Source organism: Azotobacter salinestris, from assembly GCF_009363155.1.
Taxonomy (GTDB): Bacteria; Pseudomonadota; Gammaproteobacteria; order Pseudomonadales; family Pseudomonadaceae; genus Azotobacter; species Azotobacter salinestris.
On the sequence record NZ_CP045302.1, the window covers coordinates 2,538,214 to 2,556,947 of the forward strand.

Consider the following 18,734-nt stretch of genomic DNA (forward strand, 5'->3'; position numbering starts at 1 on the left):
GCGGCTCTCGCCTCTCACCCCCGCCGTAGCAGAAATCCGGCTACCCGCTCGGCACTCTCCTCGGGCCGCTCCTGCATGAAACAGTGCCCGCCAGGCAGCGTATGGACCGTAATCCGGGAATTCATGGCGCACCAGCGTGCCGCCGAGCGGGCGACGAAGGAAAAACTGTGCCGGCCGTTGAGCAGCAGGGTCGGCGTGCGCACTCCGGCCAGCGCCGACCAGAGCCGGCGGGGGCAGGAGTTGAAGATCTCGACCTCCCGGCTGGGCCGACATTTCAGCTCGATGCCGCCATCTGCCGCCGCCTTCAGAGCGTGCTGCACATAGGCATGCAGCGCCGCATCGCTCCAGCCCCTGAATACGCCGCGCCCATGCAGGCAGGCATAGGCGGTGGCGCGATCCGGCCAGTGCCGGCGGCGCCCGGCCGCCTGGCGCGCCAAGGTATTGAAACGCTGTAGCCCGAAGAATTCGGAAATCCCCAGCACACCGATCATCGCCCGCCCGAACAGCACCGGGTCGAGCAGCACCGCGCGCTGGAACAGGGTCGGCTCGCCAGCCAGAATCAGGCAGCTCAGAACCCCGCCGAAGCTGTGCCCGCAGGCGTGGCGTGGCACGCCACCGAAGCGCCCGCGGCCGGCCTGGAATGCTTCCAGGGCCAGCTCGGCGGTACGGTTCCAGCCCAGGAAAAGGCCACCGTGATCGCTGTCGCCATGCCCCTGGACATCGCAGAGCCAGAGGTCGAAGTCCGCGGCCAGCAGGCGCAGCAGCGGCTCGTAGGCCCTGCCGCAGAAACCGTTGCCATGCAGGAAGTGCAGCAGCGGCCTGCCAGTCGGCGCACTGTGCCAGCCACGCAGGGTAAAGCCGGCCGAGGTGGTGTGGGACCAGGGATACAGGATCATGCGCACCCTCCATGGATGACCAGCGTAATCATCTGTCTCGAGGCGCGGCCGCGCGCCATTGGCCGGACAGCTCAGCCGGGCAAACGACAGGCCTCCATCCCGGCCTTGAGCGCGACCTCGTCCTGAACCTCGGCAAAAATCAGCTCGAGCCGCGAATCCCGACGCCACTCGCTGGGCTGCCAGCGGATCGGCTCGCTGCCCAGCGCATTGCCGGACCACCAGCCCGTCTCGGCGTGCAGAATCAGCTTGGCGCGCCGCCAGGGCAGGCCGGACAGCCAGCACTGGATGCGCGACAGTTCGAAACGTTGACTGGCATGCCAGCGCCAGCCGATGCTCCAGCCTTCGGCCCGGGCCTGACTGGCGCAGACCGGGCGCTCCGGATCCAGCCAGACCTCTCCCGGTGCCGGTGCCGCAGCCGGCAATTCGGTGCCCGACGATCCGTCGCCCGGCCTGGCGTGCGCGCCCACCCCCGGCAACAGCGCCAGCGGCAGAGCCCCCTGGCAGGTCCAGTACAGCGGACGCGGCGGCAGTCGCTCCGCCAATTGCACACGGGCCGATCCGCCCAGCGATTCCGCCTTGTTCATGACCAGCAGCCCGGCCATGGCCAGCGCCTCCGCCTGACTCGGCGGCAGCGCCTGGCCACCAGCCAGGGCGGCAGCGTCCAACACCAGCACGACCGGCTGCAGCGCCAGCACGCCAGCCCAGGGCGGAGCGCCGAGCTGGCGCCACAGCTCGGCCGGATGACCGAGCCCGGAGGGCTCGATCAGCAGACGGTCGGGCCGGGCCTTGCGCAGCAGGCGTGCCAGACCGACCTGGAAGGGCGCACCGTTGACGCAACAAAGGCAGCCGCCGGCGACTTCGGCGAAAGCGATGCCGTCCGCGCCGGTATCCAGCAGAGCGGTATCCAGGCCGATCCGACCGAATTCGTTGATCAGCACTGCCCAGCGCTCGGCAACCGGCTTCTGTGCCAGCAGCTGGCGGATCAGGCTGGTCTTGCCTGCGCCGAGGGGGCCGGCAATCAGGTGGGTGGGAATATTCTTCAGCATTCGTGCATGGTGGAGCTTTTTGCACGGTGCGGGAAGCCCGTCGCGGCAGTGCGGCCCGATGGCAACTGCGGCGTGCTAGAGTCGCGCGCTCATTCCGGAGGAATTCTCCATGCGCCTACTCCTGCTGTTCCTGTCGCTCACCCTGTCCGGCCAGGCCCTGGCCGATGCCTGCATGGTGCATAGCCGCAGCGAGCGGGTCGAAGTGCGGATCTGCCAGGAGAACCGCAGCATTCCGGCCAAGCTGTTCCGCGAAGGCTTCTGCCAGCCGCAACTGGCCGGTCAGCAGGTCGAGGTGTGCTTCGTCGAGCATTGCCCCGAGGGCAGCTTCGGCATCTGCCGCGAAGCCAAGGTCGAAGGCACTCCTTACCGGCAGGATATCCACTACTACGGGGTGGCCGGCGATGCCCGTTATCTCAAGCCCTCCTGCGAAACTCGCAGCGACGGTCGCTGGATCGCGCCCTGAGCGCACCCTCTCCAGAGCCAAATGGTTGATTTTGCATGGCCGGCCGTCTGGCATGTTTCGTGGAGCAAGCTGGATGAAGCCCACCGAAACGTCTCCGCAGGAACCGCCACGAAAAAACTCGACATCCCGGCCCTGACCCTCGGCCTGCTCGGCGCAGGCGGCATCAACGCTGCCGAGATGTTCGAGGAACCCCAGGAGCGGACTTCCGGCAAGGCAGTGGGCGGCATGGGCATCGGCACCGCAGCCGGCGCCAGCTATCCTGCCGATCAGGCGCGGACCGGGCAGCGGCAAGGTGAAGACTGTGCGCCCCCCCCAACCGCCGCTTCGCCATCGGGGGCCAGGTCGAGATCCGCGGCAACCGCCCGCACCCCAAGGTTCTTGACGCCGCCCTGGCCGATGCCAACAACGGATGCCCGCATCCTGCGCCGAGGACTGTTCCGGCCCGGAGCCTCCGACCGGGCCGTCATCTCCCCTTCGTCTTGAACGCCAGCCGCCCCTTCCCGAGCCCCCCCCGCCAGGCTCTCCGGATCAGCTCCTGACTCTCGCAAAGGCGCCCCACGGACAATGAGCACAGCTCGGCCCGATATCCAACGCCTGGCTGCAGACGCACGAATCAGGCGCGGCCGACCTGAGCTGGACCAGAAAATGCGCCTCTTCTGGCGGGATCCCGACAAAGCTCCAGTCGCCATCGCAACACTTTGTCGGCTGCCCGAGCAACCATATTCGCCAAGTACTTGATTTTTGGAACATCACCGACTGGCATGCTTCGTGGATGGACATGGGCAGAGAATTCGATACGCCCCCATGGAGGAAGCCGCATGAAAAGATTCGCCACCCTCACCCTAACCCTCGCCTTGCTGGCCACTGGCAGCGTACAGGCCGCCGAGGTTCTCGAGGAAGCCAAGGACCAGACTGCCGGCAAGTCGGTCGGCGGCATGAGCGGCATGATGATCGGCGCCATCGGCGGCCCGATCGGTGCCTTGGTTGGCGCCGGGATCGGCGCGCTGTTCGGCGGTGAGGCTCAGGATACCGCCGGCCTCAGCGAGCGGGCCTACAAGGTCCGCACTGCCGGCGGCAAGGAAAAGGTGCTGCGCTCCCCGGACAACGAACTGGCGATCGGCGAGAAAGTCGAGACTCGCGGCAACCGTGCCTATCCCGAGAACACCACCCTGGCCGACGCCCGCGAAACCCTGCGCACCGTCCACTGAAATACGATCCCCTCCCTCCCTGGCGGGCCCTCTGCAGGGCCCCAGCCACTTCCGGGCACCTTTCAGCAAACCAGGGAGCCGGCGCCAGCTGCGCTTTCCAGCCCTCCTTCTGGCGACGATCAGACACCCAGGCGATCGACTGACAGACCGCTGCGGCAATACCGGCCCGCATCCGCTGCTCGACCAAGCGCGCGGAGTGCCCCCGGAGCGCAAGGGACAAGTCGCCCCCCACCTGCATCCTCTCTCGAGGGGATACGACGCTAGCTATTGGCCACCCACAACAGCCGAAGCATAAAATCACGAAAGCTTTCTTGATCCTGATCAACTAAAGCGCATGTTTTTGTACGAAAGCAGACAATGCCTTGTCGGCATCGCCACACTTTGTCGCTTAACAGGTTCTCCATTGAAATATAAGCAATTGATTCTTAAGGAATATTCATCTGGCACGCTTCGTGGATAGCTAAAGAGCAAAGACTGCTGAACGCTTCCTCGGAGGACCCGCCATGAAAAAGCTCGGCACCCTGGCCCTGACCCTCACCCTGCTGGCCGCCGGCGGTGCACATGCCGCCGAAGTCCTCGAGGAAACCAAGGACCAGACCTCCGGCAAGTCGGTCGGCGGCATGAGCGGCATGATGGTCGGCGCCATCGGCGGACCGATCGGCATGCTGGTCGGTGCCGGCATCGGCGCGCTGTTCGGCGGCGAAGCCCAGGATGCCGCCGGCCTCAGCGAACGGGCCTACAAGGTCCGTACCGCCGACGGCGAGGAGAGGGTGCTGCGCTCCCCGGACAACGAACTGGCCATCGGCGAGAAGGTCGAAACCCGTGGCAACCGCGTGTATCGCGAGGCCACCACCCTGGCCGATGCCGGCGTCAGCTACCGCTGAGTTCGCCTTCGCAACCCTTTAAGTCGTCGGGTCTGTCCGTCCTCCCATCCGGGCAGACCTGACGCATTTCCACCCCCAGGCCTCGTTCGCCATCGGCAGCGAGGCCTCCTGACAGACAAGCGGATCTGTCCGGCAGGCATGCCGATACGGGACACCATATGGTGCCGAAGCCCTGATCGAACAAGAGACGGTAGACCAGATGCGGGAGCAGAATCCGGCCGAAAGAGCCGGCAGCCCTGCAGTGCGGCAGCATGCGCCGGACGGCGCACGGACAGGAAAGCGAGGGAAAGGCGAAGGATGACGATGCCGATCAATCACCGGTCATGCAGCGAAGCTGCATGACCGGATCGACCCTTACAGGGACAGCCCGAACTCGGGAGCGATCTGTGCCAGCCAGGCGGCGACGCGCTCGTCGGTCTTGCCGCTCTGGTTGTCCAGGTCCAGCGCCAGACCGACGAACTTGTCATCGACCACAGCCGTGGAGCTTTCGAACTCGTAGCCGTCGGTCGGCCAGGAGCCTACGACCTTGGCACCGCGCTCGGTGAAGAAGGCGTGCAGTTCGCCCATGGCATCGAGGAAGTTCTCGGGATAGCCGACCTGGTCGCCCAGACCGAACAGAGCCACGGTCTTGCCACTGAAGTCCACGCCTTCGATCTTCGGCAGGAACTCTTCCCAGCTCTCGTTCTCGCAGTCGGAGGACAGACCGGGGAGCTCGCCTTCGCCGAGGGTCGGAGTACCCAGGATCAGGAACTGGTACTGGGCGAAGTCTTCAGCAGAGACGCGGTTGACGTTCACTGCATCGGACATGGTTTCGTCGTCGAAACGCTTCTTGATCGACTTGGCGACCTTGCGGGTTTTACCGGTGTTGCTACCGAAGAAGAGTCCAATCTTGGCCATAACTTAACCTCTGGCTGCGTGCATGAGATTCGTGGTCGGGGCGCCAGGCTCCGGGCTTGCACACCTGGCTGACCGGTGAGTAGTAGCAAGAAGCAGACCACTCGCCAAACCCCGAACGCATTTACCAACTTATTGATTTAAAAGCTTTTTTTCTGACAACAAAAAGTCCTGTCGCAAATGCGACGATATGGGTGCGGCAGGCAAGCAGGCCTTGTCGTTTTTACAACACCTCAAAGATCGGCCGACAGTGCGGATTTTTCCTCCACGATGGGGGACGAACCGGGCTGGATCCGCTCGCTGCCGTCCTCGGCCATCCGGCTCAAGACCTCCAGCGAACGGCCGCCATCCCCGCGCTCGACCAGGTCCAGCGTGCAACCGCGCAGCTGCGGCTGCGAGGGCATGTTGAACATGGTCTGCTGCAGGGCCGCCTCCAGTACCGCGCGCAGGCCACGGGCCCCGGTCTTGCGGGCCAGCGCCTGGTCGGCGATGTAACTGAGGGCCGCATCGGTGATCACCAGCTCGATGCCCTGATAGGCGAACAGCTGCTTGTACTGCTTGACCAGCGCATTGCGCGGCTCGGTGAGAATGCGCAGCAGGGTGGCGTGGTCGAGCTCCTGCAGGAAGGTGATGATCGGGAAACGGCCGATGAATTCGGGAATCAGGCCGAACTCGTGCAGGTCGTCCGGCAGCAGCGAGGCCATCAGCTCGTTGATCGACGGCGTCTCCCGGCGCGGCTGGGCATGGAAACCGATGCCGGTATTCTTCGGCTGGATGCGGCTGGAGACCATCGCCTCCAGGCCCGGGAAAGCGCCGCCGGCGATGAACAGGATGTTGCGGGTGTCGACCACCTGCTCTTCGCTGTGCTCGTTGCGCCGCCCGGACTTGCTGATGCGCACCTCGGTGCCCTCGACCATCTTCAGCAGGGCCTGCTGCACGCCTTCGCCGGAGATGTCGCGCACCGCAGTACCGCCACCGCTGCGCTTGGCCAGCTTGTCCACCTCGTCGATGTAGACGATGCCCCACTGCGCCAGCTGCACGTCGCCGCCGGCCGCATCGAGCAGACGGGTGATGATGCTGTCGACGTCGTCACCGACATAGCCGGCCTGGGTCAGGGTGGTGGCGTCGGCCATGGCGAAGGGCACCCCGAGGATGCGCGCCAGGGTGCGCACCAACAGGGTCTTGCCGGTGCCCGAGGGACCGGCCATGAGGATGTTGGACTTCTCCAGCTCGACCTGCTCGCCGAGCTGGCAGACCGGTTCGCGGTCGCAGTTGAGCAGCCGCAGGTAATGGTTGTAGACCGCGACCGCCAGGGTCTCCTTGGCCGCCTCCTGGCCGATCACCGACTCGTCCAGGTGCTTCTTGTATTCCGCAGGGGTACGCAGCTGCGGGGCCATCTGCTGGTTCTTGCGCCGCTGCCCCCAGCTGCTGACCACCTGATGGGCCAGCTTGACGCAGGCCTCGCAGATCCGCCCGTCGTTGCCGGCGATCAGCGGGACGCTGGGACTCTTCTCCGCACCGCAGAACGAGCAGCAGGGTTTGTCCGTTTTATCCATGGGCGAGGTTCTCCAAAGTGGCGTTTTGTTGGAGCAGGCTTTCCAGCCATTTGCGCTGATACGCCTTGCGCTGCCGGAGCTGCAGCCTGTCGCGCAGACGCGGCAGGATCTCCTCGTGGGTGAGCTGCCGGGCGGGGCTCACGCTTTCGCAGTACAGCACGTGAAAACCGATCGGCGACTCCAGCACCGGGCTCAGTTCTCCCCGCGCCATCTGGAACAGGCAGGCGTCCAGCTCGGGATACAGAGTCCCCGGGACCACCTCGCCGAGCAGCCCGCCCTGCATCGCGGTGGGGCATTCGGAGTGCTTCATCGCCTGCTCGGCGAAGCGCTCCGGCTTGCCGCGCAGCCGCTTGAGGATGCCCTCGATGCGCGTCCGGGCAGCGTCGCGGGTATTCTCCGGAAAGTCCTCGTTGATGGTGATCAGGATGTGCCGGGCCTTGTGCCGGGCGGGCACCTTGAACTGCTCGGCATGGTTGAAGTAGTAGAGGCTCACGTCGGTGTCGCTGATCTCCGGCAGACCGGCGCAGACGCAGTCGAGCACGGCCTGGACCTTGAGCTCCCGGGCCAGCATGGTGCGCATGCCGACGGCATCCAGGCCCTGGGCATCGAGGCCCTGCTGCAGGGCCTCAGGACTCTCGTAGCGGTTGGCGATGTGCGTCCAGGCCTCCTCGACCTGAGACGGCGGGATCACCACACCGGCCGCGTCGGGGCTGCGCAGCACCGCATCCTCGATGTGCCGCTGCCGGCCGATGATGCGCTCGGCCTGCTGGAGCTGTTCCTCGCTGAGCTCGCCGGGCGCGCAGCCGAACTGCTCGTGGGCGATCTTCAACAGGTAGTAACGGCTGTCGCCATCGGCAGGACGCTCAAAGCTCATCGAGCACCTCCATCGCCGCCTCGGTCTCGGCCATCACCAGACTCTGCTCGGGCACCTGCAGCACCAGGCCGTCGCCGAAATGCACGTGGTACTGGATACCGAGTTCGGACTCATCGCGCAGCACCTTCATGATACTGCCGAGCTGGCCACGCTTAACCAGCACCTGACCGCGCACGGCGAGGCTGCGGGTAGCGATCACGTTGTCACGGAACTCGAACAGGTTGGGAATCCACGGGGCCGAGGCGAGGATCAACTCCTCCTCGCGGCAACCGACGGTGCGCCCCTCGTTGAGGAAATGCACGCGATAGATCAGCTGGTCCTGCAGGTAGGTGCCGACGTCGTACACGCAGCCCACCGCACCGCGGCGAATGAGCAGAGCGCCGGTATCCATGCCCGGATAGGTGCCGTCGTTACGCACGTTGCGGATCAGGCGTACCTCATCACCATATTCAAACTGCGGCAGCATGGCGCCTCCCCTTCTGTGCTCAGCTCAACAGCTGGTCGATGGAAACGAAGGTCTTCTGCGGTTCGTGCATGCGGAAGACCTTGAACACCTTCTCGGTCAGGGCGTCGGACTCGACGAAGTCCAGGTAGGCGCGCGCCAGCAGCTGCTGGAACACCGCATAGCGGGCCTGATCGTCATGCTCGTCCAGATCGCCGGCCTTGGTCAGGTAGTCGTGGTAGCGCTGCATGATGTGCAGGCGGTTGACGTGCACGACCGTCTGATCGAAGGGCACGCCGAAAAACTCCAGGAAGTCTTCGGCCGAGACCAGCTCGTCCATGGCCTCGTCCAGGGTCAGGTCGGAATCCGGGGAAAAGGGTTGCACGGTCATGGTCGTATCTCCGCGTTGGCCGCAGTGGGGAAAATCAGGATTTCAGCGCTGTGCTCGGCCAGCACGTCCAACAGCAGCCTGGCTCCCAGGCGGTTTTCCGTGTCCAGCTCGACGACCTTGGCGAGCATGGCCTTGCCCTGCTCGAACCGGCCCAGACGCAGGCTCAGATAGCCGGCGCCCTTGAGCGCCAGCAGGTAGAAACGCAGGAGCGCGATGCCCCGCTCGACCGCCACCACGAGGTGGTCGGCATTGATCGTGCGCCAGTCCGCGGGCAGCAGCAGCCGGGGACCGACCACCTCCAGCGCCCGCCAGGCGACCTGCAGGGCGTCCTGGTAGCGATGCTGGTAGTAGTAGAAGCGGTAGAGGCCGACCAGCACCGTCAGATCGTCCGGCGCAAGCGCCTGCGCCTCGAGGAGCGGCTGCTCGGCAGTGCCCTCGGCGTACTGCTCGGCGGCCGCGACCAGGCGGGCCGCCACCTCCGGGGCGAGCGGCTCGTCGTAGTACAGGTTGTCGCTGTCGAAGTCCTGCAGATCCATGGTCAATCGCTCCCCGTAAACCTGCCGCTCATTCGGTCACCGGCGTAGGCGCGGCCCGCCGGCGTCCGCTCGGCTGCTGGGCCAGTGCGTTGGCGCCGCCGGAGCAATCGCTCTCGCAGATACTGTTGTCGGGAGCACAGCCCTGATAGAACTGCTGCTGGTTGCCGGCGGCGACCAGCCCGCCCGCCTCGACCTTCTTCTCCAGCACGTCGATGCGCTCCAGCAGGCAGGCGATGGCCTTGCCCACCGGGTCGGGAATCAGGTGATGGTCGAGGTCGATGCCGTAGGGATTCGGACGGCCGGCTTCGCGCACCTTGACCACCTTGCCGGGAATGCCGACCACCGTGCAGCCCTCGGGCACATCCTGGACCACCACCGAGTTGGCGCCGACCCGGGCATTGGCGCCCACGGTGATGGGACCGAGGATCTTGGCCCCGGCCCCCACCAGCACGCCGTCGCTCAGCGTCGGATGGCGCTTGCCCTTGTTCCAGCTGGTGCCGCCGAGAGTCACGCCATGGTAGAGGGTCACGTCGTTGCCGATCTCGGCGGTCTCGCCGATCACCACACAGGCGCCATGGTCGATGAAGAAACGCTCGCCGATGGTGGCTCCCGGGTGGATGTCCACGTTGCTCAGCATGCGGGCGACGAACGACAGCAGGCGTGCCGGGTAGCGCCAGCCAGCCCGCCACAGGCGATTGGCCAGCCGGTAGCTCATGATCGCGTGCACGCCCGGATAGGTGGTGAGCACCTCGAAGGTAGTGCGTGCCGCCGGATCGCGCTCGAATACGCAGCGGATGTCTTCACGCCATTGCGCAAGCAGACTCATGCCATTCCTCCTGCAGCCAGTTCGGGGGTGCCCTGCTCGCACAGCTGACGATAGAAATCCTGCAGCTCGGCGGACTGCGGGCTGCGCTTGGTGCAGGTGGAGAAGGCACGGATGCGGCCGAGCAGCGCCTGGCTCTGCCAGTCCGCCAGCTCGATGCCCAGCTCGCGGTAAGTGTTGCGCACCATGTGCGCGCCGGAATGCTTGCCCAGCACCAGGCTGTGGCTGCGGCCAAGCTCGTCGGGATTGAGCCCTTCGTAGTTGCGCCGGTGCTTGAGCAGTCCGTCGACGTGAATGCCGGCCTCGTGGGTGAACACCCCGGCGCCGACCACGCTCTTCTGCCAGGCCACCTGACGCCCGGAAGCCCGCTCGACCAGCGCCGAGATGGCCGGGATGCCACGGGTGTCGATACCGGTGTCGATGCCGTGGAGGTTCTTGAGCGCCAGCACGCACTCCTCCAGCGCAGCGTTGCCGGCACGCTCGCCGAGCCCGTTGACCGTGGTGTTGATGTGGGTCGCCCCGCCCATCACCGCGGCCAGGGTGTTGGCGGTGGCCAGGCCGAAGTCGTCGTGGGCGTGCACCTCCAGCTCCATGTCCAGGCGCTGGCGGAGGAAGCGGAAGCGGTCGAGCATGCCGAACGGCTCCATCACCCCGACGGTATCGGCGAAGCGCAGGCGGCGGGCACCGGCGGCCTGCGCCACTACCCCCACCCGCACGATGAACTCCAGATCCGCCCGCGAGGCGTCCTCGCAGCCCAGGCACACCTCGAGCCCGGCCATGCGCGCCTCGCCGACCAGGCGGGACACCTCGCGCAAGGCCCAGTCGCGGTCGCGGTTGAGCTTGTGGCGCAGCATCAGGTCGGACACCGGCAGCGAGAGGTCGACCATGCTCACCCCCGTGGAGCGCGCCGCCGCGAGATCGACGTCGCACAGCCGGCACCAGGCCAGCAGGCGCGACGGCAGACCGAGACCGGCGATGGCCCGCATCACCTCACGCTCCTCCTCGCCCATGCTGGGAATGCCGATCTCCAGCTCCGGCACGCCCAGCTCGGCGAGCGCCCACGCGATGGCGATCTTCTCGTCGGCATTGAAGGCGACCCCGGCACTCTGTTCACCGTCACGCAGGGTGGTGTCGTCGATGATCACGCTAGCCATGGCTTTCTCCAACAACTCGGGCGGGATGGGGGCGATTGCCTGCGGGATGCGCTCCCGCAGGACGGCGGCTCAGCCGTAGACCGGCGCGAAGGCCTTGCCCGGATCGTCCACCGGACCGTTGCCGCTCCAGTAGGGCGACAACTTGCGCAGCTGGGCCACGATCGGCGGTACCTCGCGGATCACCCGGTCGATCTCCTCCTCGGTGGTGTAGCGCGACAGGGAGAAGCGCACGGTGCCGTGGGCGGCGGTGTAGGGAATATCCATGGCGCGCATCACGTGGGAGGGCTCCAGGGAGCCGGAGGTGCAGGCCGAGCCGCTGGAGGCGGCGATGCCGACCTTGTTCAACAGCAGCAGGATGGCCTCGCCCTCGATGTACTCGAACGCGATGTTGGCGGTGTTGGGCAGGCGGTTGTCCGGGTCGCCGGTGACGAAGGCATGCGGCACGGCGGCGAGGATGCCGGCCTCCAGCTTATCGCGCAGGCGCTTGACCTCGGTGTTCTCGTGCTCCAGGAACTCGAGCGCGCGCTCGGCGGCGACGCCCATGGCGATGATGGAGGCGGCATTCTCGGTGCCGGCCCGGCGGCCGCGCTCCTGGTGGCCACCGCGCAGCAGCGGGCGGAAGCGGGTGCCGCGGCGCAGGTAGAGCACGCCGACGCCCTTGGGCGCGTGCAGCTTGTGACCCGACAGCGAGAGCATGTGGATCGCCGAGCTCTTCAGGTCGATCGGCACCTTGCCGACGGCCTGCACGGCATCGGTGTGGAACATGATGCCGGCGTCGTCGGCCATGCGCGCCATTTCCTCGACCGGGAACAGGGTGCCGGTCTCGTTGTTGGCCCACATCACCGACACCACGGCGACGTCGTCGCTCAGCAGGCTGGCATAGTGGTCCAGATCCAGGCGGCCCTTCTTGTCCACCGGCAGCTTGTGCACGGTGTAGCCCTCGCTGGCGAGGTAGTCGCACAGGCTCAGCACCGCCGGGTGCTCGACCACGGTGGTGATCACGGTCTTGCGCTCGGGCTGGGCCTTGAGCGCCGAGAGGATCGCAGTGGAGTCCGACTCGGTGCCACAGGAGGTGAAGATGATTTCCGAGTCGTGCTCGGCGCCGAGCAGCTTCTGCACGCTCTGACGGGCCTTCTTCAGCGCCAGGCCGACCTGGTTGCCGAAGCTGTGCAGCGACGAGGGGTTGCCGAACTGCTCGGTGAAGAACGGCAGCATGGCCTGGACGACTTCGTCGTCCACGCGGGTGGTGGCGTTGTTGTCGAGATAGATGTCGGCCATGTCACACCTCCATCTGGGCGTGAGCCGTGGCGCTGACCGGGATCACCTTGACGAACTCGCCGAGCTCCTCGATCAGGCGCTGCTGAATGCCGCCGAGAGTCATGGAGGCCATCTGGCAGCCGGTGCAGGCGCCGGTGAGCTTGACGTAGATGTTCTTGCCGTCGACATCGATCAGCTCGACGTCGCCCTTGTCGCGCTGCAGGGTCGGACGGATCGCTGCCAGCACGGTCTCGATGCGGCGGATGCGCTGCAGGTTGCTCAGCTTCGGCGGAGCTGCCGGAGTCTCCTCGGCCACCGGAGCGGGAGCCGGCTCGGGAGCGAGAACCTTGACCTTCTTCTTCGCCTTGGTCGGCGCGGCGACGAAGACTTCACCACGAGCGGCCAGCTCTTCGGTCAGCACGCGCTCGATGCCCTCGTGGCAAGCCGAGCAGCCGCCGCCGGCCTTGGTGTAGTTGGTCACGTCCTCAACGGTGGACAGCTTGTTGGCACGGATGGTGTCGCGGACCATCACCTCGTCGATGGCGAAGCACTTGCAGATCAGCGCGCCCTCTTCGTGGTCGTCCTCGAGCACTTCGCCGCGGTAGTTGGCCACGGCGGCCTGCAGAGCTTCGCGGCCCATCACCGAGCAATGCATCTTTTCCGGCGGCAGGCCGTCGAGGTAGTCGGCGATGTCCTGGTTGCTGATCTTCAGCGCATCGTCCAGGGTCAGCCCCTTGACCATCTCGGTCAGCGCCGAGGAGGAGGCGATGGCGGAGCCACAGCCGAAGGTCTGGAAGCCGGCATCCAGGATCACGTCGGTTTCCGGATCCACCTTCAGGGTCAGACGCAGCGCGTCACCGCAGCTCAGCGATCCGACGTCGCCGATGGCGTTGGCGCCTTCCACGGCTCCGGCATTCTTGGGGTTGTAGAAATGCTCTTTGACTTTTTCCGAATAATCCCACATGTCGGCTTCATCTCCCGGTGAGTCTTTGGGGGCCGGCCCAGCCGGCGACCTCAGGGTTGCCTAATCAGCAAGCAAAAGACTTGCCACAACCACAGCTGTTGCTGGCATTCGGATTGACGAAGGTGAAACCGCTACCTTCCATGCTTTCCACAAAGTCCATGGTCACGCCGTTGAGCAGAGGAGCGCTGGCATCGTCGACCAGCAGGGTGATGCCGTCGCAGTCGATCAGCTGATCGCCTTCCGCACCTGCCTCCTCTAGCTTCAGGCTGTATTTCAGACCGGAGCAGCCGCCACCCTCGACCCGGATGCGCAAACCGGCGACCGGCTTGCCAGTGCTGCTGATGAAGCGGGTAACCGCGCTCTTGGCGCTCTCTGTCAGGGTAATCATCGGCTTGTCTCCTCAAAACTTGGCGGTTGCATGCTCAACCTGTCACAACTCATTGCTGCAACCGGCATGCCACGCCGAACTCACAAAAATTAATCTTTAAAATCAATATGTTATCTTTTAGAGGGCCAGCCTTTGGGTGTAGCGAACAATACCTGTGGCAATGAATGTCTGATTTCCGACAAGGCTTGTCGACCTAATGCGCAACGGCATGCCCGACAGCCCGCGCCGCGCGCCGCAACGCTCAGTCGCCGGCCAGGGCCGCTTCGCTGAAATAGGGGGTGCGGTGCAGCTGCGCCGCACCATAACGGACCACCAGGCAGCTGTTGCGCTCCACCCGCTCGGCCGCCCCGAGCAGCCCCTGCTGACGAATCAGCACGTCACCCTTGCGCAGCGCCAGCAGGCGCATGGCCTGCCCGGCCGACGACTCCTGGGCGCGCGTCCGCTGCAGGCGCACCTCGAGCTGGCGCCACTGCTCCAGACTCGCACCCTCCTCGTGCATCCGCTGCAGCTGGGCGGCCAGTGCCGGATTGCCGGCCAGCAGTCGCCGCAGGGAGCGACGGCTGTCCAGATGACTGCCCGGCTGAACCTTGAGTCCGGCCTCGAGAGGAACCGAGCGCAGGGCGATCAGGACGCTCAGGTGCGGCGCATCGCCCGTGCAGGCACCGCAGGCGAGCGATACCGGCGCGCTTTCGAAGGCATCGATGCCGAGCAGATAGCTTCTCTCGCCGGCCAGCATGTTCAGCGGCGCGAGCAGTCGCTCGTGCAGCACCAGACCGAGGATGCCGGCCGCCTGCAGGCGGAAGGCGCTGCGCTGGCGCAACGCCTGCGGATGGGCCTGGGGCTGCCTGCCGGACGGCTTGCAGCGCAGACGGTAGGCCGCCACCGCGGCGGCATGCCGGTCGACCAGGCTTTCGGGAAGGCAGTCGCGCAGCAGGATGAAGCCGTCGCGAGCGAACGCGAAGCTGTCGGGCAGCAGTGCGGTTGCGCGGCTTGCTTCCAGCATGGTCCAGGACCTCCTGCAGTGACGGCATGACGGACCGACAGCGGGCAGCCCCGTGCTGACAGACATGCGTTATATAAAGACAGACACCAATAATTGCTGACTGTGTGTGGTGCAATGAATCTGCCAATGCGTTAAATTTAGGCAAAACATGGGGTTGCGCCGCATTCCGGCTTGTCTACTTATACACAAAGCTACATATATAAATCGACCTTGTCCCCTAGCCGACAAGCCCTCCGGGGAGCCCCCCCCCGCAAGCCGGAGCGCGAGATGCGGGCAGGCGGCATGCCCGGATCATTCCGGCGCGACAGCAGGGCACTCGCGCCCTGCCCACCGTCCTTTACCTTTTCCGGCCTCCGGGCACGGGAGACTTCAGATGCCAGAACAAGGGATAGAGGTGCAGCTGCGCCTGGAGCGAGGGGCCTTCCGGCTCGATGCCCGCCTGCAACTGCCGGGCAACGGTATCAGCGTGCTGCTCGGCCGCTCCGGCAGCGGCAAGACTACGCTGTTGCGCGCCATCGCCGGACTGGAGCGGGCCGAAGGCTTTCTCCAGGTCCGCGGGCAGCTCTGGCAGGACGCCATCCGCTTCCGTCCCAGCCACCAGCGTGCGCTGGGCTATGTCGGCCAGACCAGCGAGCTGCTCCCGCACCTGAGCGTGCGGGCCAACCTTGAATTCGGCTACCGGCGTACACCCTGCGCCCGACGGCGCCTCGGCCTCGACGAGGCGATCGGCCGGTTCGGCCTTGAGGATCTGCTCGACCAGCGGGCCGGGCGGCTTCCCAACGGCCCACGCCAGCGCGTGGCGATCGCCTGCGCCCTGCTGACCAGCCCCGACCTGCTGTTGCTGGATGCTCCGCTGGCCTGTCTGGACCGTCATAGCCGGGCGGAGATCCTCCCCGTTCTCGAGCAGCTGCGCGCGCGGCTGCAGCTTCCTCTGCTTTACGTCACCCACAGCCAGGACGAAGTTACCCGACTGGCCGATCATCTGGTTCTGCTGGACAAGGGCAAGACACTCGCCAGCGGCTCGCCGGAATTGTTGCTGAGCGATCCGCGCCTGCCGCTCGGCCATCCGGACGAAGCCGCAGTGGTGCTCATCGGCCAAGTGGAGCGCCACGATCTGCATTACCGGCTGAGCACCGTCCGGGTGCCCGGCGGCATCCTCAGCGTCGCCCTCAGCCGCCTGCCGCCGGGGGCGGAGACGCGGGTGCGCATCTTCGCCCGGGACGTGAGCCTTTCCCTCGATCTGCCCCACAACAGCAGCATTCTCAACATCCTCCAGGCCCGCATCGTCGACCTGTTCCACGAGCACGACTCGGCACGGGTCATGGTGCGCCTGGACCTGAACAGCGCCTGCATCCTGGCGCGGATCACCCGCCTGTCGGCCGACCGGCTGGGGCTGATGCCGGGCCGGCGGGTGTATGCGCAGATCAAGTCGGTGGCGGTGATGGAGTGAGTCGAACCGCTGTCGCGATTGCGCCAAGGCACCTTGGCGATTGTCGTCAATGCAACAATCATAAAAAGCTAATTCATTGATTTAAATAGGAAAATTCACACAGGCACTCTGGTTGCATAAGGCCTGCACCCGCGGATTCGACGATCCGGGGTTGTGCAACCAACAAAGAGAGAAGTGCATGTCAATCAAGGAAATCCAAGCCTTCGCCGAGAAGGCCAAGGCCGACCCGGCCCTTGCCGAGAAGCTGAAAGCCTGCGAAAAGGTCCGCGACATCCTCGCCCTGATCAAGGAATCCGGCTTCAACGTCATCGAGGATGCGCTGTATCCGCCAAACGAACCGCAGTTCAGCAAGGACCAGCTGTCGCCGAAGATGGCCAAGGCCCTGCTGCCTGCCTGAGCCCGTCCGCCGGGGCGCCACGCCCCGGCACCCGTTTCGGCCCGGCGATCAGCCGAAGCCGATCAGCGACTCGTAGACGCGCCGCAGCAGTTCGCGGTCGAGCCAGGGCATGCCGATGCTCTGCGTCAGCTCGATCCAGCGGGTGCCTTCCGGCGGCGAAGGAAGTTCGTGCCCGGACACGGCGGCCAGATAGACCGGCATAATCTGCCCCGGCACCTCCATGTTCAGATGGAACTCGCCGATCAGCTCCAGTTGCCAGTCGAGCACCATCGTCTCCTGCAGGCTGCGCAGCGCACTGGCCGGATGGCACTGCACGGGCGCCTCCTGATCCTCGGCGATCACCGCCAGCCTGGGCAGGGCCTGCGGCAGCACCACGCCACCCTCGGTCGGGATCAGAAAGCGCAGGCGCGCGCTCACCGGATGCTTGTGACAGAGCAGGATCCGCCATGCCAAATCTTCACTGGTTTGTCGTTCGTTCATGAGTCCAGACCCAACAGGGCATATTCCACCGGCCCGGCGAACAGCCGGGTACCGCCTCCTTCGGCGACCACCTGGCGCACGGCGCGGGCATCGCGCACCTGCACGCCCGCCAGGTAGTTCACCCCGAATCGTCGCCAGTCGTAGATCCACGGCAGACTCGGCCCCATCAGCACCACCTGGGCGTGCGACGACAGCTCCAGCAGGCGCGGCAGGGTCTTGTTGGCCAGGCTGCTGGCGGTGATGAATACCCATTCGGCCTCGGGCAGCAGGTGCTCGACGGCCGTGTCGGGCAAATCGCCCTCCCGCGGCTCGCGCTCGAAGCAGCGGTACGGCAGGTCCCTCCACAGCTGCGCGAGCCCCGGATAGTGGCCGATCACCGCGACCTTCTGCCCTTCCAGGCGCGGCCGGAAATGCTCGAACACGCTCAGGTTGCCGGGCGCCTCGCCACGCAGCGGCTGGGCCTGGCGCAGACAGGGCGAGGCGCGGTTGATCACCGCATTGACCACCGCCAGCCCCACGGCCGACTCGGCAGCGTTCCAGGACAGCAGCCAGGGGTAGAGGCGCTCCGCCGCCTGGCCGCCCAGGGTGCCGGCCCAGCTCAGGGTGCGCGGCACCTGGCGCGGGCCGAAGGCGAAGCCGAGCCCGTCGCCGACCTCCGCCAAGGTCCAGCTGAGGCCGAGACAGACCCGCTCGACGGGCTCGTCGCGGGTGACGCCGGCGGCATGCTCCAGCAGCCAGTCGTACAGGCCGTTCATGAGTCGAGCGCCGGCAGCAGGCGGAGTTCGCTCTTCAGCGCACCCCGATAGCCCCAGGCGGTAGCCGCCTCGATCACCCACTTCGGTTTGCCTGGGTGCGGCAGCAGCACGTCGAACTCGGCGAAGGCCTGGCCATCGCCATGGATCAGCACGCTGCCCAGATAGCCGCCGCCCGGCGTGCGCCATTCGGCATACAGGGACTGGCTGCGATCGTAGGAGTCCTCGCGCAGCTCGACGCGCGCAGGCGACGTGCCGGACACCGCCAGGCCCTGGTCGAGTCCGGCCTCGCACAGGCTGTCGGCCAGCCTCTGCCAGATTTCCGCGAACAGCGGCCGGGCATCTTCCAGACGCTTCTCAAGCATCGCATTGGTCAAGCGGCATCCTCCTCGAAGGAACGGGCGATGTGCAGGAAGGCACCGCCGCCGATCTCGTCGCCGGGGTCGAGCTCCAGCAGCTTTTCCAGCACCTGCCGGGCCATCGCCACCTTGGCGCGGCGCAGGCGGATCACCCCCAGCGCCTTGAGGCTGAACAGGTACAGCCGCTCGGCGCCCTGGCGCCGACTCCAGTCGGCACTGCCCGGGTGCAGGCGACGGTAGTTGCGGTCGAAGCCGGCCACCCCGGCGGCTGCACGCAGCGCCGCCCAGACGGCTGCCTCGGCCTCTTCGTAGCGCTTGCTGACGAAGTAGAATTTGTACAGGCCGATGTGCGCGTCCGGCTCCTCCGGCCAGCGCCGCCGCGCCTCCAGCAACAGCGCCTCGACGGCATCGGGAGTCCCGGCGCAGAGGGCGTTGTTGAGCAGATAGCGCAGCGGCTGGGGCGTGTTGTCGGAGAAGAACGCCCGCTCGCCGGCGAACAGCAGCACATCGGCCATGT

24 protein-coding genes are annotated in these 18,734 nt (G+C 66.1%); 6 read left to right on the forward strand and 18 right to left on the reverse strand.

Going from position 1 to position 18,734, the window contains the following annotated elements; genetic code table 11:
• Nucleotides 1–14 precede the first annotated feature (14 nt).
• Together GCU53_RS11875 and GCU53_RS11880 are read right to left on the reverse strand one after the other, a co-directional pair.
• The gene (locus GCU53_RS11875; protein ID WP_152387796.1) at nt 15–896 is read right to left on the reverse strand and encodes an alpha/beta fold hydrolase; all 882 of its coding nucleotides are present in this window, start codon (nt 894–896) and stop codon (nt 15–17) included.
• A 71-nt stretch (nt 897–967) separates the two neighbouring features.
• Nucleotides 968–1,942 carry a CobW family GTP-binding protein gene (locus tag GCU53_RS11880; RefSeq protein WP_152387797.1) on the reverse strand — a complete coding sequence of 325 codons (975 nt, stop codon included), beginning with the start codon at nt 1,940–1,942 and terminating at the stop codon, nt 968–970.
• Nucleotides 1,943–2,051: 109 nt separating this feature from the next.
• Here GCU53_RS11880 and GCU53_RS11885 point away from each other — a divergent pair, with 109 nt between their 5' ends.
• The 4 genes from GCU53_RS11885 (at nt 2,052) to GCU53_RS11900 (ending at nt 4,497) form a co-directional block, all read left to right on the forward strand.
• On the forward strand, nt 2,052–2,405 hold the full coding sequence (locus GCU53_RS11885) for an NADH:ubiquinone oxidoreductase (protein WP_152387798.1): 354 nt from the start codon (nt 2,052–2,054) through the stop codon (nt 2,403–2,405).
• Nucleotides 2,406–2,426: 21 nt separating this feature from the next.
• The gene (locus tag GCU53_RS11890) at nt 2,427–2,888 is read left to right on the forward strand and encodes a hypothetical protein (protein WP_208845224.1); all 462 of its coding nucleotides are present in this window, start codon (nt 2,427–2,429) and stop codon (nt 2,886–2,888) included.
• 335 nt (nt 2,889–3,223) lie between these two features.
• Entirely contained in the window at nt 3,224–3,613 is a 390-nt protein-coding gene (locus GCU53_RS11895) for a hypothetical protein (RefSeq protein ID WP_152387799.1), read from the forward strand.
• 503 nt (nt 3,614–4,116) lie between these two features.
• Entirely contained in the window at nt 4,117–4,497 is a 381-nt protein-coding gene (locus tag GCU53_RS11900) for a hypothetical protein (RefSeq protein ID WP_152387800.1), read from the forward strand.
• Between the two features lie 354 nt (nt 4,498–4,851).
• On the opposite strand, the gene GCU53_RS11905 is transcribed toward GCU53_RS11900, so the two are convergent.
• The 12 genes from GCU53_RS11905 to GCU53_RS11960 all read right to left on the reverse strand — a co-directional run bounded on the left by GCU53_RS11905 (nt 4,852) and on the right by GCU53_RS11960 (nt 14,779).
• Nucleotides 4,852–5,394: a flavodoxin gene (locus GCU53_RS11905; protein ID WP_152387801.1), complete on the reverse strand. Its 543-nt coding sequence runs from the start codon at nt 5,392–5,394 to the stop codon at nt 4,852–4,854.
• Between the two features lie 230 nt (nt 5,395–5,624).
• The gene (clpX, locus tag GCU53_RS11910; protein ID WP_152387802.1) at nt 5,625–6,947 is read right to left on the reverse strand and encodes an ATP-dependent Clp protease ATP-binding subunit ClpX; all 1,323 of its coding nucleotides are present in this window, start codon (nt 6,945–6,947) and stop codon (nt 5,625–5,627) included.
• On the reverse strand, nt 6,940–7,821 hold the full coding sequence (gene nifM, locus GCU53_RS11915) for a nitrogen fixation protein NifM (protein ID WP_152387803.1): 882 nt from the start codon (nt 7,819–7,821) through the stop codon (nt 6,940–6,942). The genes clpX and nifM overlap by 8 nt, the downstream gene beginning before the upstream one ends.
• The gene (locus GCU53_RS11920; protein ID WP_152387804.1) at nt 7,811–8,287 is read right to left on the reverse strand and encodes a nitrogen fixation protein NifZ; all 477 of its coding nucleotides are present in this window, start codon (nt 8,285–8,287) and stop codon (nt 7,811–7,813) included. Before GCU53_RS11920 ends, nifM begins: the two co-directional genes overlap by 11 nt.
• A gap of 19 nt (nt 8,288–8,306) precedes the next feature.
• The gene (nifW, locus tag GCU53_RS11925; protein WP_039800887.1) at nt 8,307–8,654 is read right to left on the reverse strand and encodes a nitrogenase-stabilizing/protective protein NifW; all 348 of its coding nucleotides are present in this window, start codon (nt 8,652–8,654) and stop codon (nt 8,307–8,309) included.
• Complete coding sequence (locus GCU53_RS11930) at nt 8,651–9,190, reverse strand: tetratricopeptide repeat protein (RefSeq protein WP_152387805.1); 540 nt, start codon at nt 9,188–9,190, stop codon at nt 8,651–8,653. Before GCU53_RS11930 ends, nifW begins: the two co-directional genes overlap by 4 nt.
• A 28-nt stretch (nt 9,191–9,218) precedes the next feature.
• Complete coding sequence (cysE, locus tag GCU53_RS11935) at nt 9,219–10,016, reverse strand: serine O-acetyltransferase (protein WP_152387806.1); 798 nt, start codon at nt 10,014–10,016, stop codon at nt 9,219–9,221.
• Entirely contained in the window at nt 10,013–11,167 is a 1,155-nt protein-coding gene (nifV, locus tag GCU53_RS11940) for a homocitrate synthase (protein WP_152387807.1), read from the reverse strand. The genes cysE and nifV overlap by 4 nt, the downstream gene beginning before the upstream one ends.
• A gap of 69 nt (nt 11,168–11,236) precedes the next feature.
• Nucleotides 11,237–12,445 carry a cysteine desulfurase NifS gene (nifS, locus tag GCU53_RS11945; RefSeq protein ID WP_152387808.1) on the reverse strand — a complete coding sequence of 403 codons (1,209 nt, stop codon included), beginning with the start codon at nt 12,443–12,445 and terminating at the stop codon, nt 11,237–11,239.
• A gap of 1 nt (nt 12,446) precedes the next feature.
• A complete protein-coding gene (gene nifU, locus GCU53_RS11950; protein ID WP_152387809.1) occupies nt 12,447–13,388 on the reverse strand; it encodes a Fe-S cluster assembly protein NifU in 942 nt (313 codons plus the stop codon).
• A gap of 64 nt (nt 13,389–13,452) precedes the next feature.
• A complete protein-coding gene (locus tag GCU53_RS11955) occupies nt 13,453–13,776 on the reverse strand; it encodes a HesB/IscA family protein (protein ID WP_039800873.1) in 324 nt (107 codons plus the stop codon).
• Nucleotides 13,777–14,017: 241 nt separating this feature from the next.
• Nucleotides 14,018–14,779, reverse strand: a complete 762-nt coding sequence (locus tag GCU53_RS11960) for a hypothetical protein (protein ID WP_152387810.1) — start codon at nt 14,777–14,779, stop codon at nt 14,018–14,020.
• Nucleotides 14,780–15,152: 373 nt separating this feature from the next.
• Here GCU53_RS11960 and modC point away from each other — a divergent pair, with 373 nt between their 5' ends.
• The gene (gene modC / locus GCU53_RS11965) at nt 15,153–16,229 is read left to right on the forward strand and encodes a molybdenum ABC transporter ATP-binding protein (RefSeq protein ID WP_152387811.1); all 1,077 of its coding nucleotides are present in this window, start codon (nt 15,153–15,155) and stop codon (nt 16,227–16,229) included.
• Between the two features lie 178 nt (nt 16,230–16,407).
• Nucleotides 16,408–16,626: a Nif11-like leader peptide family natural product precursor gene (locus GCU53_RS11970; RefSeq protein ID WP_152387812.1), complete on the forward strand. Its 219-nt coding sequence runs from the start codon at nt 16,408–16,410 to the stop codon at nt 16,624–16,626.
• A gap of 48 nt (nt 16,627–16,674) precedes the next feature.
• On the opposite strand, the gene GCU53_RS11975 is transcribed toward GCU53_RS11970, so the two are convergent.
• From GCU53_RS11975 to GCU53_RS11990, 4 genes are read right to left on the reverse strand one after another with little or no spacing between them, the layout of a single operon-like run.
• Nucleotides 16,675–17,106 (reverse strand): hypothetical protein, encoded by a 432-nt coding sequence (locus tag GCU53_RS11975; RefSeq protein WP_244306735.1) that lies wholly within the window; start codon nt 17,104–17,106, stop codon nt 16,675–16,677.
• Nucleotides 17,103–17,861 (reverse strand): DUF364 domain-containing protein, encoded by a 759-nt coding sequence (locus tag GCU53_RS11980; RefSeq protein ID WP_208845226.1) that lies wholly within the window; start codon nt 17,859–17,861, stop codon nt 17,103–17,105. Before GCU53_RS11980 ends, GCU53_RS11975 begins: the two co-directional genes overlap by 4 nt.
• Nucleotides 17,858–18,235 (reverse strand): hypothetical protein, encoded by a 378-nt coding sequence (locus tag GCU53_RS11985; RefSeq protein WP_152387813.1) that lies wholly within the window; start codon nt 18,233–18,235, stop codon nt 17,858–17,860. The genes GCU53_RS11980 and GCU53_RS11985 overlap by 4 nt, the downstream gene beginning before the upstream one ends.
• Nucleotides 18,232–18,732 carry a hypothetical protein gene (locus GCU53_RS11990; RefSeq protein ID WP_152387814.1) on the reverse strand — a complete coding sequence of 167 codons (501 nt, stop codon included), beginning with the start codon at nt 18,730–18,732 and terminating at the stop codon, nt 18,232–18,234. Before GCU53_RS11990 ends, GCU53_RS11985 begins: the two co-directional genes overlap by 4 nt.
• Nucleotides 18,733–18,734 lie beyond the last annotated feature (2 nt).

Excerpts from the sequence above, each read along its gene's own strand:
- GCU53_RS11960 (WP_152387810.1), bottom strand. The coding sequence starts at position 14,779 with ATGCTGGAAGCAAGCCGCGCAACCGCACTGCTGCCCGACAGCTTCGCG.
- clpX (WP_152387802.1), bottom strand. The coding sequence starts at position 6,947 with ATGGATAAAACGGACAAACCCTGCTGCTCGTTCTGCGGTGCGGAGAAG.
- cysE (WP_152387806.1), bottom strand. The coding sequence starts at position 10,016 with ATGAGTCTGCTTGCGCAATGGCGTGAAGACATCCGCTGCGTATTCGAG.
- GCU53_RS11880 (WP_152387797.1), bottom strand. The coding sequence starts at position 1,942 with ATGCTGAAGAATATTCCCACCCACCTGATTGCCGGCCCCCTCGGCGCA.
- nifM (WP_152387803.1), bottom strand. The coding sequence starts at position 7,821 with ATGAGCTTTGAGCGTCCTGCCGATGGCGACAGCCGTTACTACCTGTTG.
- GCU53_RS11980 (WP_208845226.1), bottom strand. The coding sequence starts at position 17,861 with ATGAACGGCCTGTACGACTGGCTGCTGGAGCATGCCGCCGGCGTCACC.
- GCU53_RS11900 (WP_152387800.1), top strand. The coding sequence starts at position 4,117 with ATGAAAAAGCTCGGCACCCTGGCCCTGACCCTCACCCTGCTGGCCGCC.
- GCU53_RS11990 (WP_152387814.1), bottom strand. The coding sequence starts at position 18,732 with ATGGCCGATGTGCTGCTGTTCGCCGGCGAGCGGGCGTTCTTCTCCGAC.
- GCU53_RS11875 (WP_152387796.1), bottom strand. The coding sequence starts at position 896 with ATGATCCTGTATCCCTGGTCCCACACCACCTCGGCCGGCTTTACCCTG.
- GCU53_RS11930 (WP_152387805.1), bottom strand. The coding sequence starts at position 9,190 with ATGGATCTGCAGGACTTCGACAGCGACAACCTGTACTACGACGAGCCG.
- nifW (WP_039800887.1), bottom strand. The coding sequence starts at position 8,654 with ATGACCGTGCAACCCTTTTCCCCGGATTCCGACCTGACCCTGGACGAG.
- GCU53_RS11885 (WP_152387798.1), top strand. The coding sequence starts at position 2,052 with ATGCGCCTACTCCTGCTGTTCCTGTCGCTCACCCTGTCCGGCCAGGCC.
- GCU53_RS11975 (WP_244306735.1), bottom strand. The coding sequence starts at position 17,106 with ATGAACGAACGACAAACCAGTGAAGATTTGGCATGGCGGATCCTGCTC.
- modC (WP_152387811.1), top strand. The coding sequence starts at position 15,153 with ATGCCAGAACAAGGGATAGAGGTGCAGCTGCGCCTGGAGCGAGGGGCC.
- GCU53_RS11955 (WP_039800873.1), bottom strand. The coding sequence starts at position 13,776 with ATGATTACCCTGACAGAGAGCGCCAAGAGCGCGGTTACCCGCTTCATC.
- nifV (WP_152387807.1), bottom strand. The coding sequence starts at position 11,167 with ATGGCTAGCGTGATCATCGACGACACCACCCTGCGTGACGGTGAACAG.
- nifU (WP_152387809.1), bottom strand. The coding sequence starts at position 13,388 with ATGTGGGATTATTCGGAAAAAGTCAAAGAGCATTTCTACAACCCCAAG.
- GCU53_RS11905 (WP_152387801.1), bottom strand. The coding sequence starts at position 5,394 with ATGGCCAAGATTGGACTCTTCTTCGGTAGCAACACCGGTAAAACCCGC.
- GCU53_RS11890 (WP_208845224.1), top strand. The coding sequence starts at position 2,427 with ATGGTTGATTTTGCATGGCCGGCCGTCTGGCATGTTTCGTGGAGCAAG.
- nifS (WP_152387808.1), bottom strand. The coding sequence starts at position 12,445 with ATGGCCGACATCTATCTCGACAACAACGCCACCACCCGCGTGGACGAC.
- GCU53_RS11970 (WP_152387812.1), top strand. The coding sequence starts at position 16,408 with ATGTCAATCAAGGAAATCCAAGCCTTCGCCGAGAAGGCCAAGGCCGAC.
- GCU53_RS11920 (WP_152387804.1), bottom strand. The coding sequence starts at position 8,287 with ATGCTGCCGCAGTTTGAATATGGTGATGAGGTACGCCTGATCCGCAAC.
- GCU53_RS11895 (WP_152387799.1), top strand. The coding sequence starts at position 3,224 with ATGAAAAGATTCGCCACCCTCACCCTAACCCTCGCCTTGCTGGCCACT.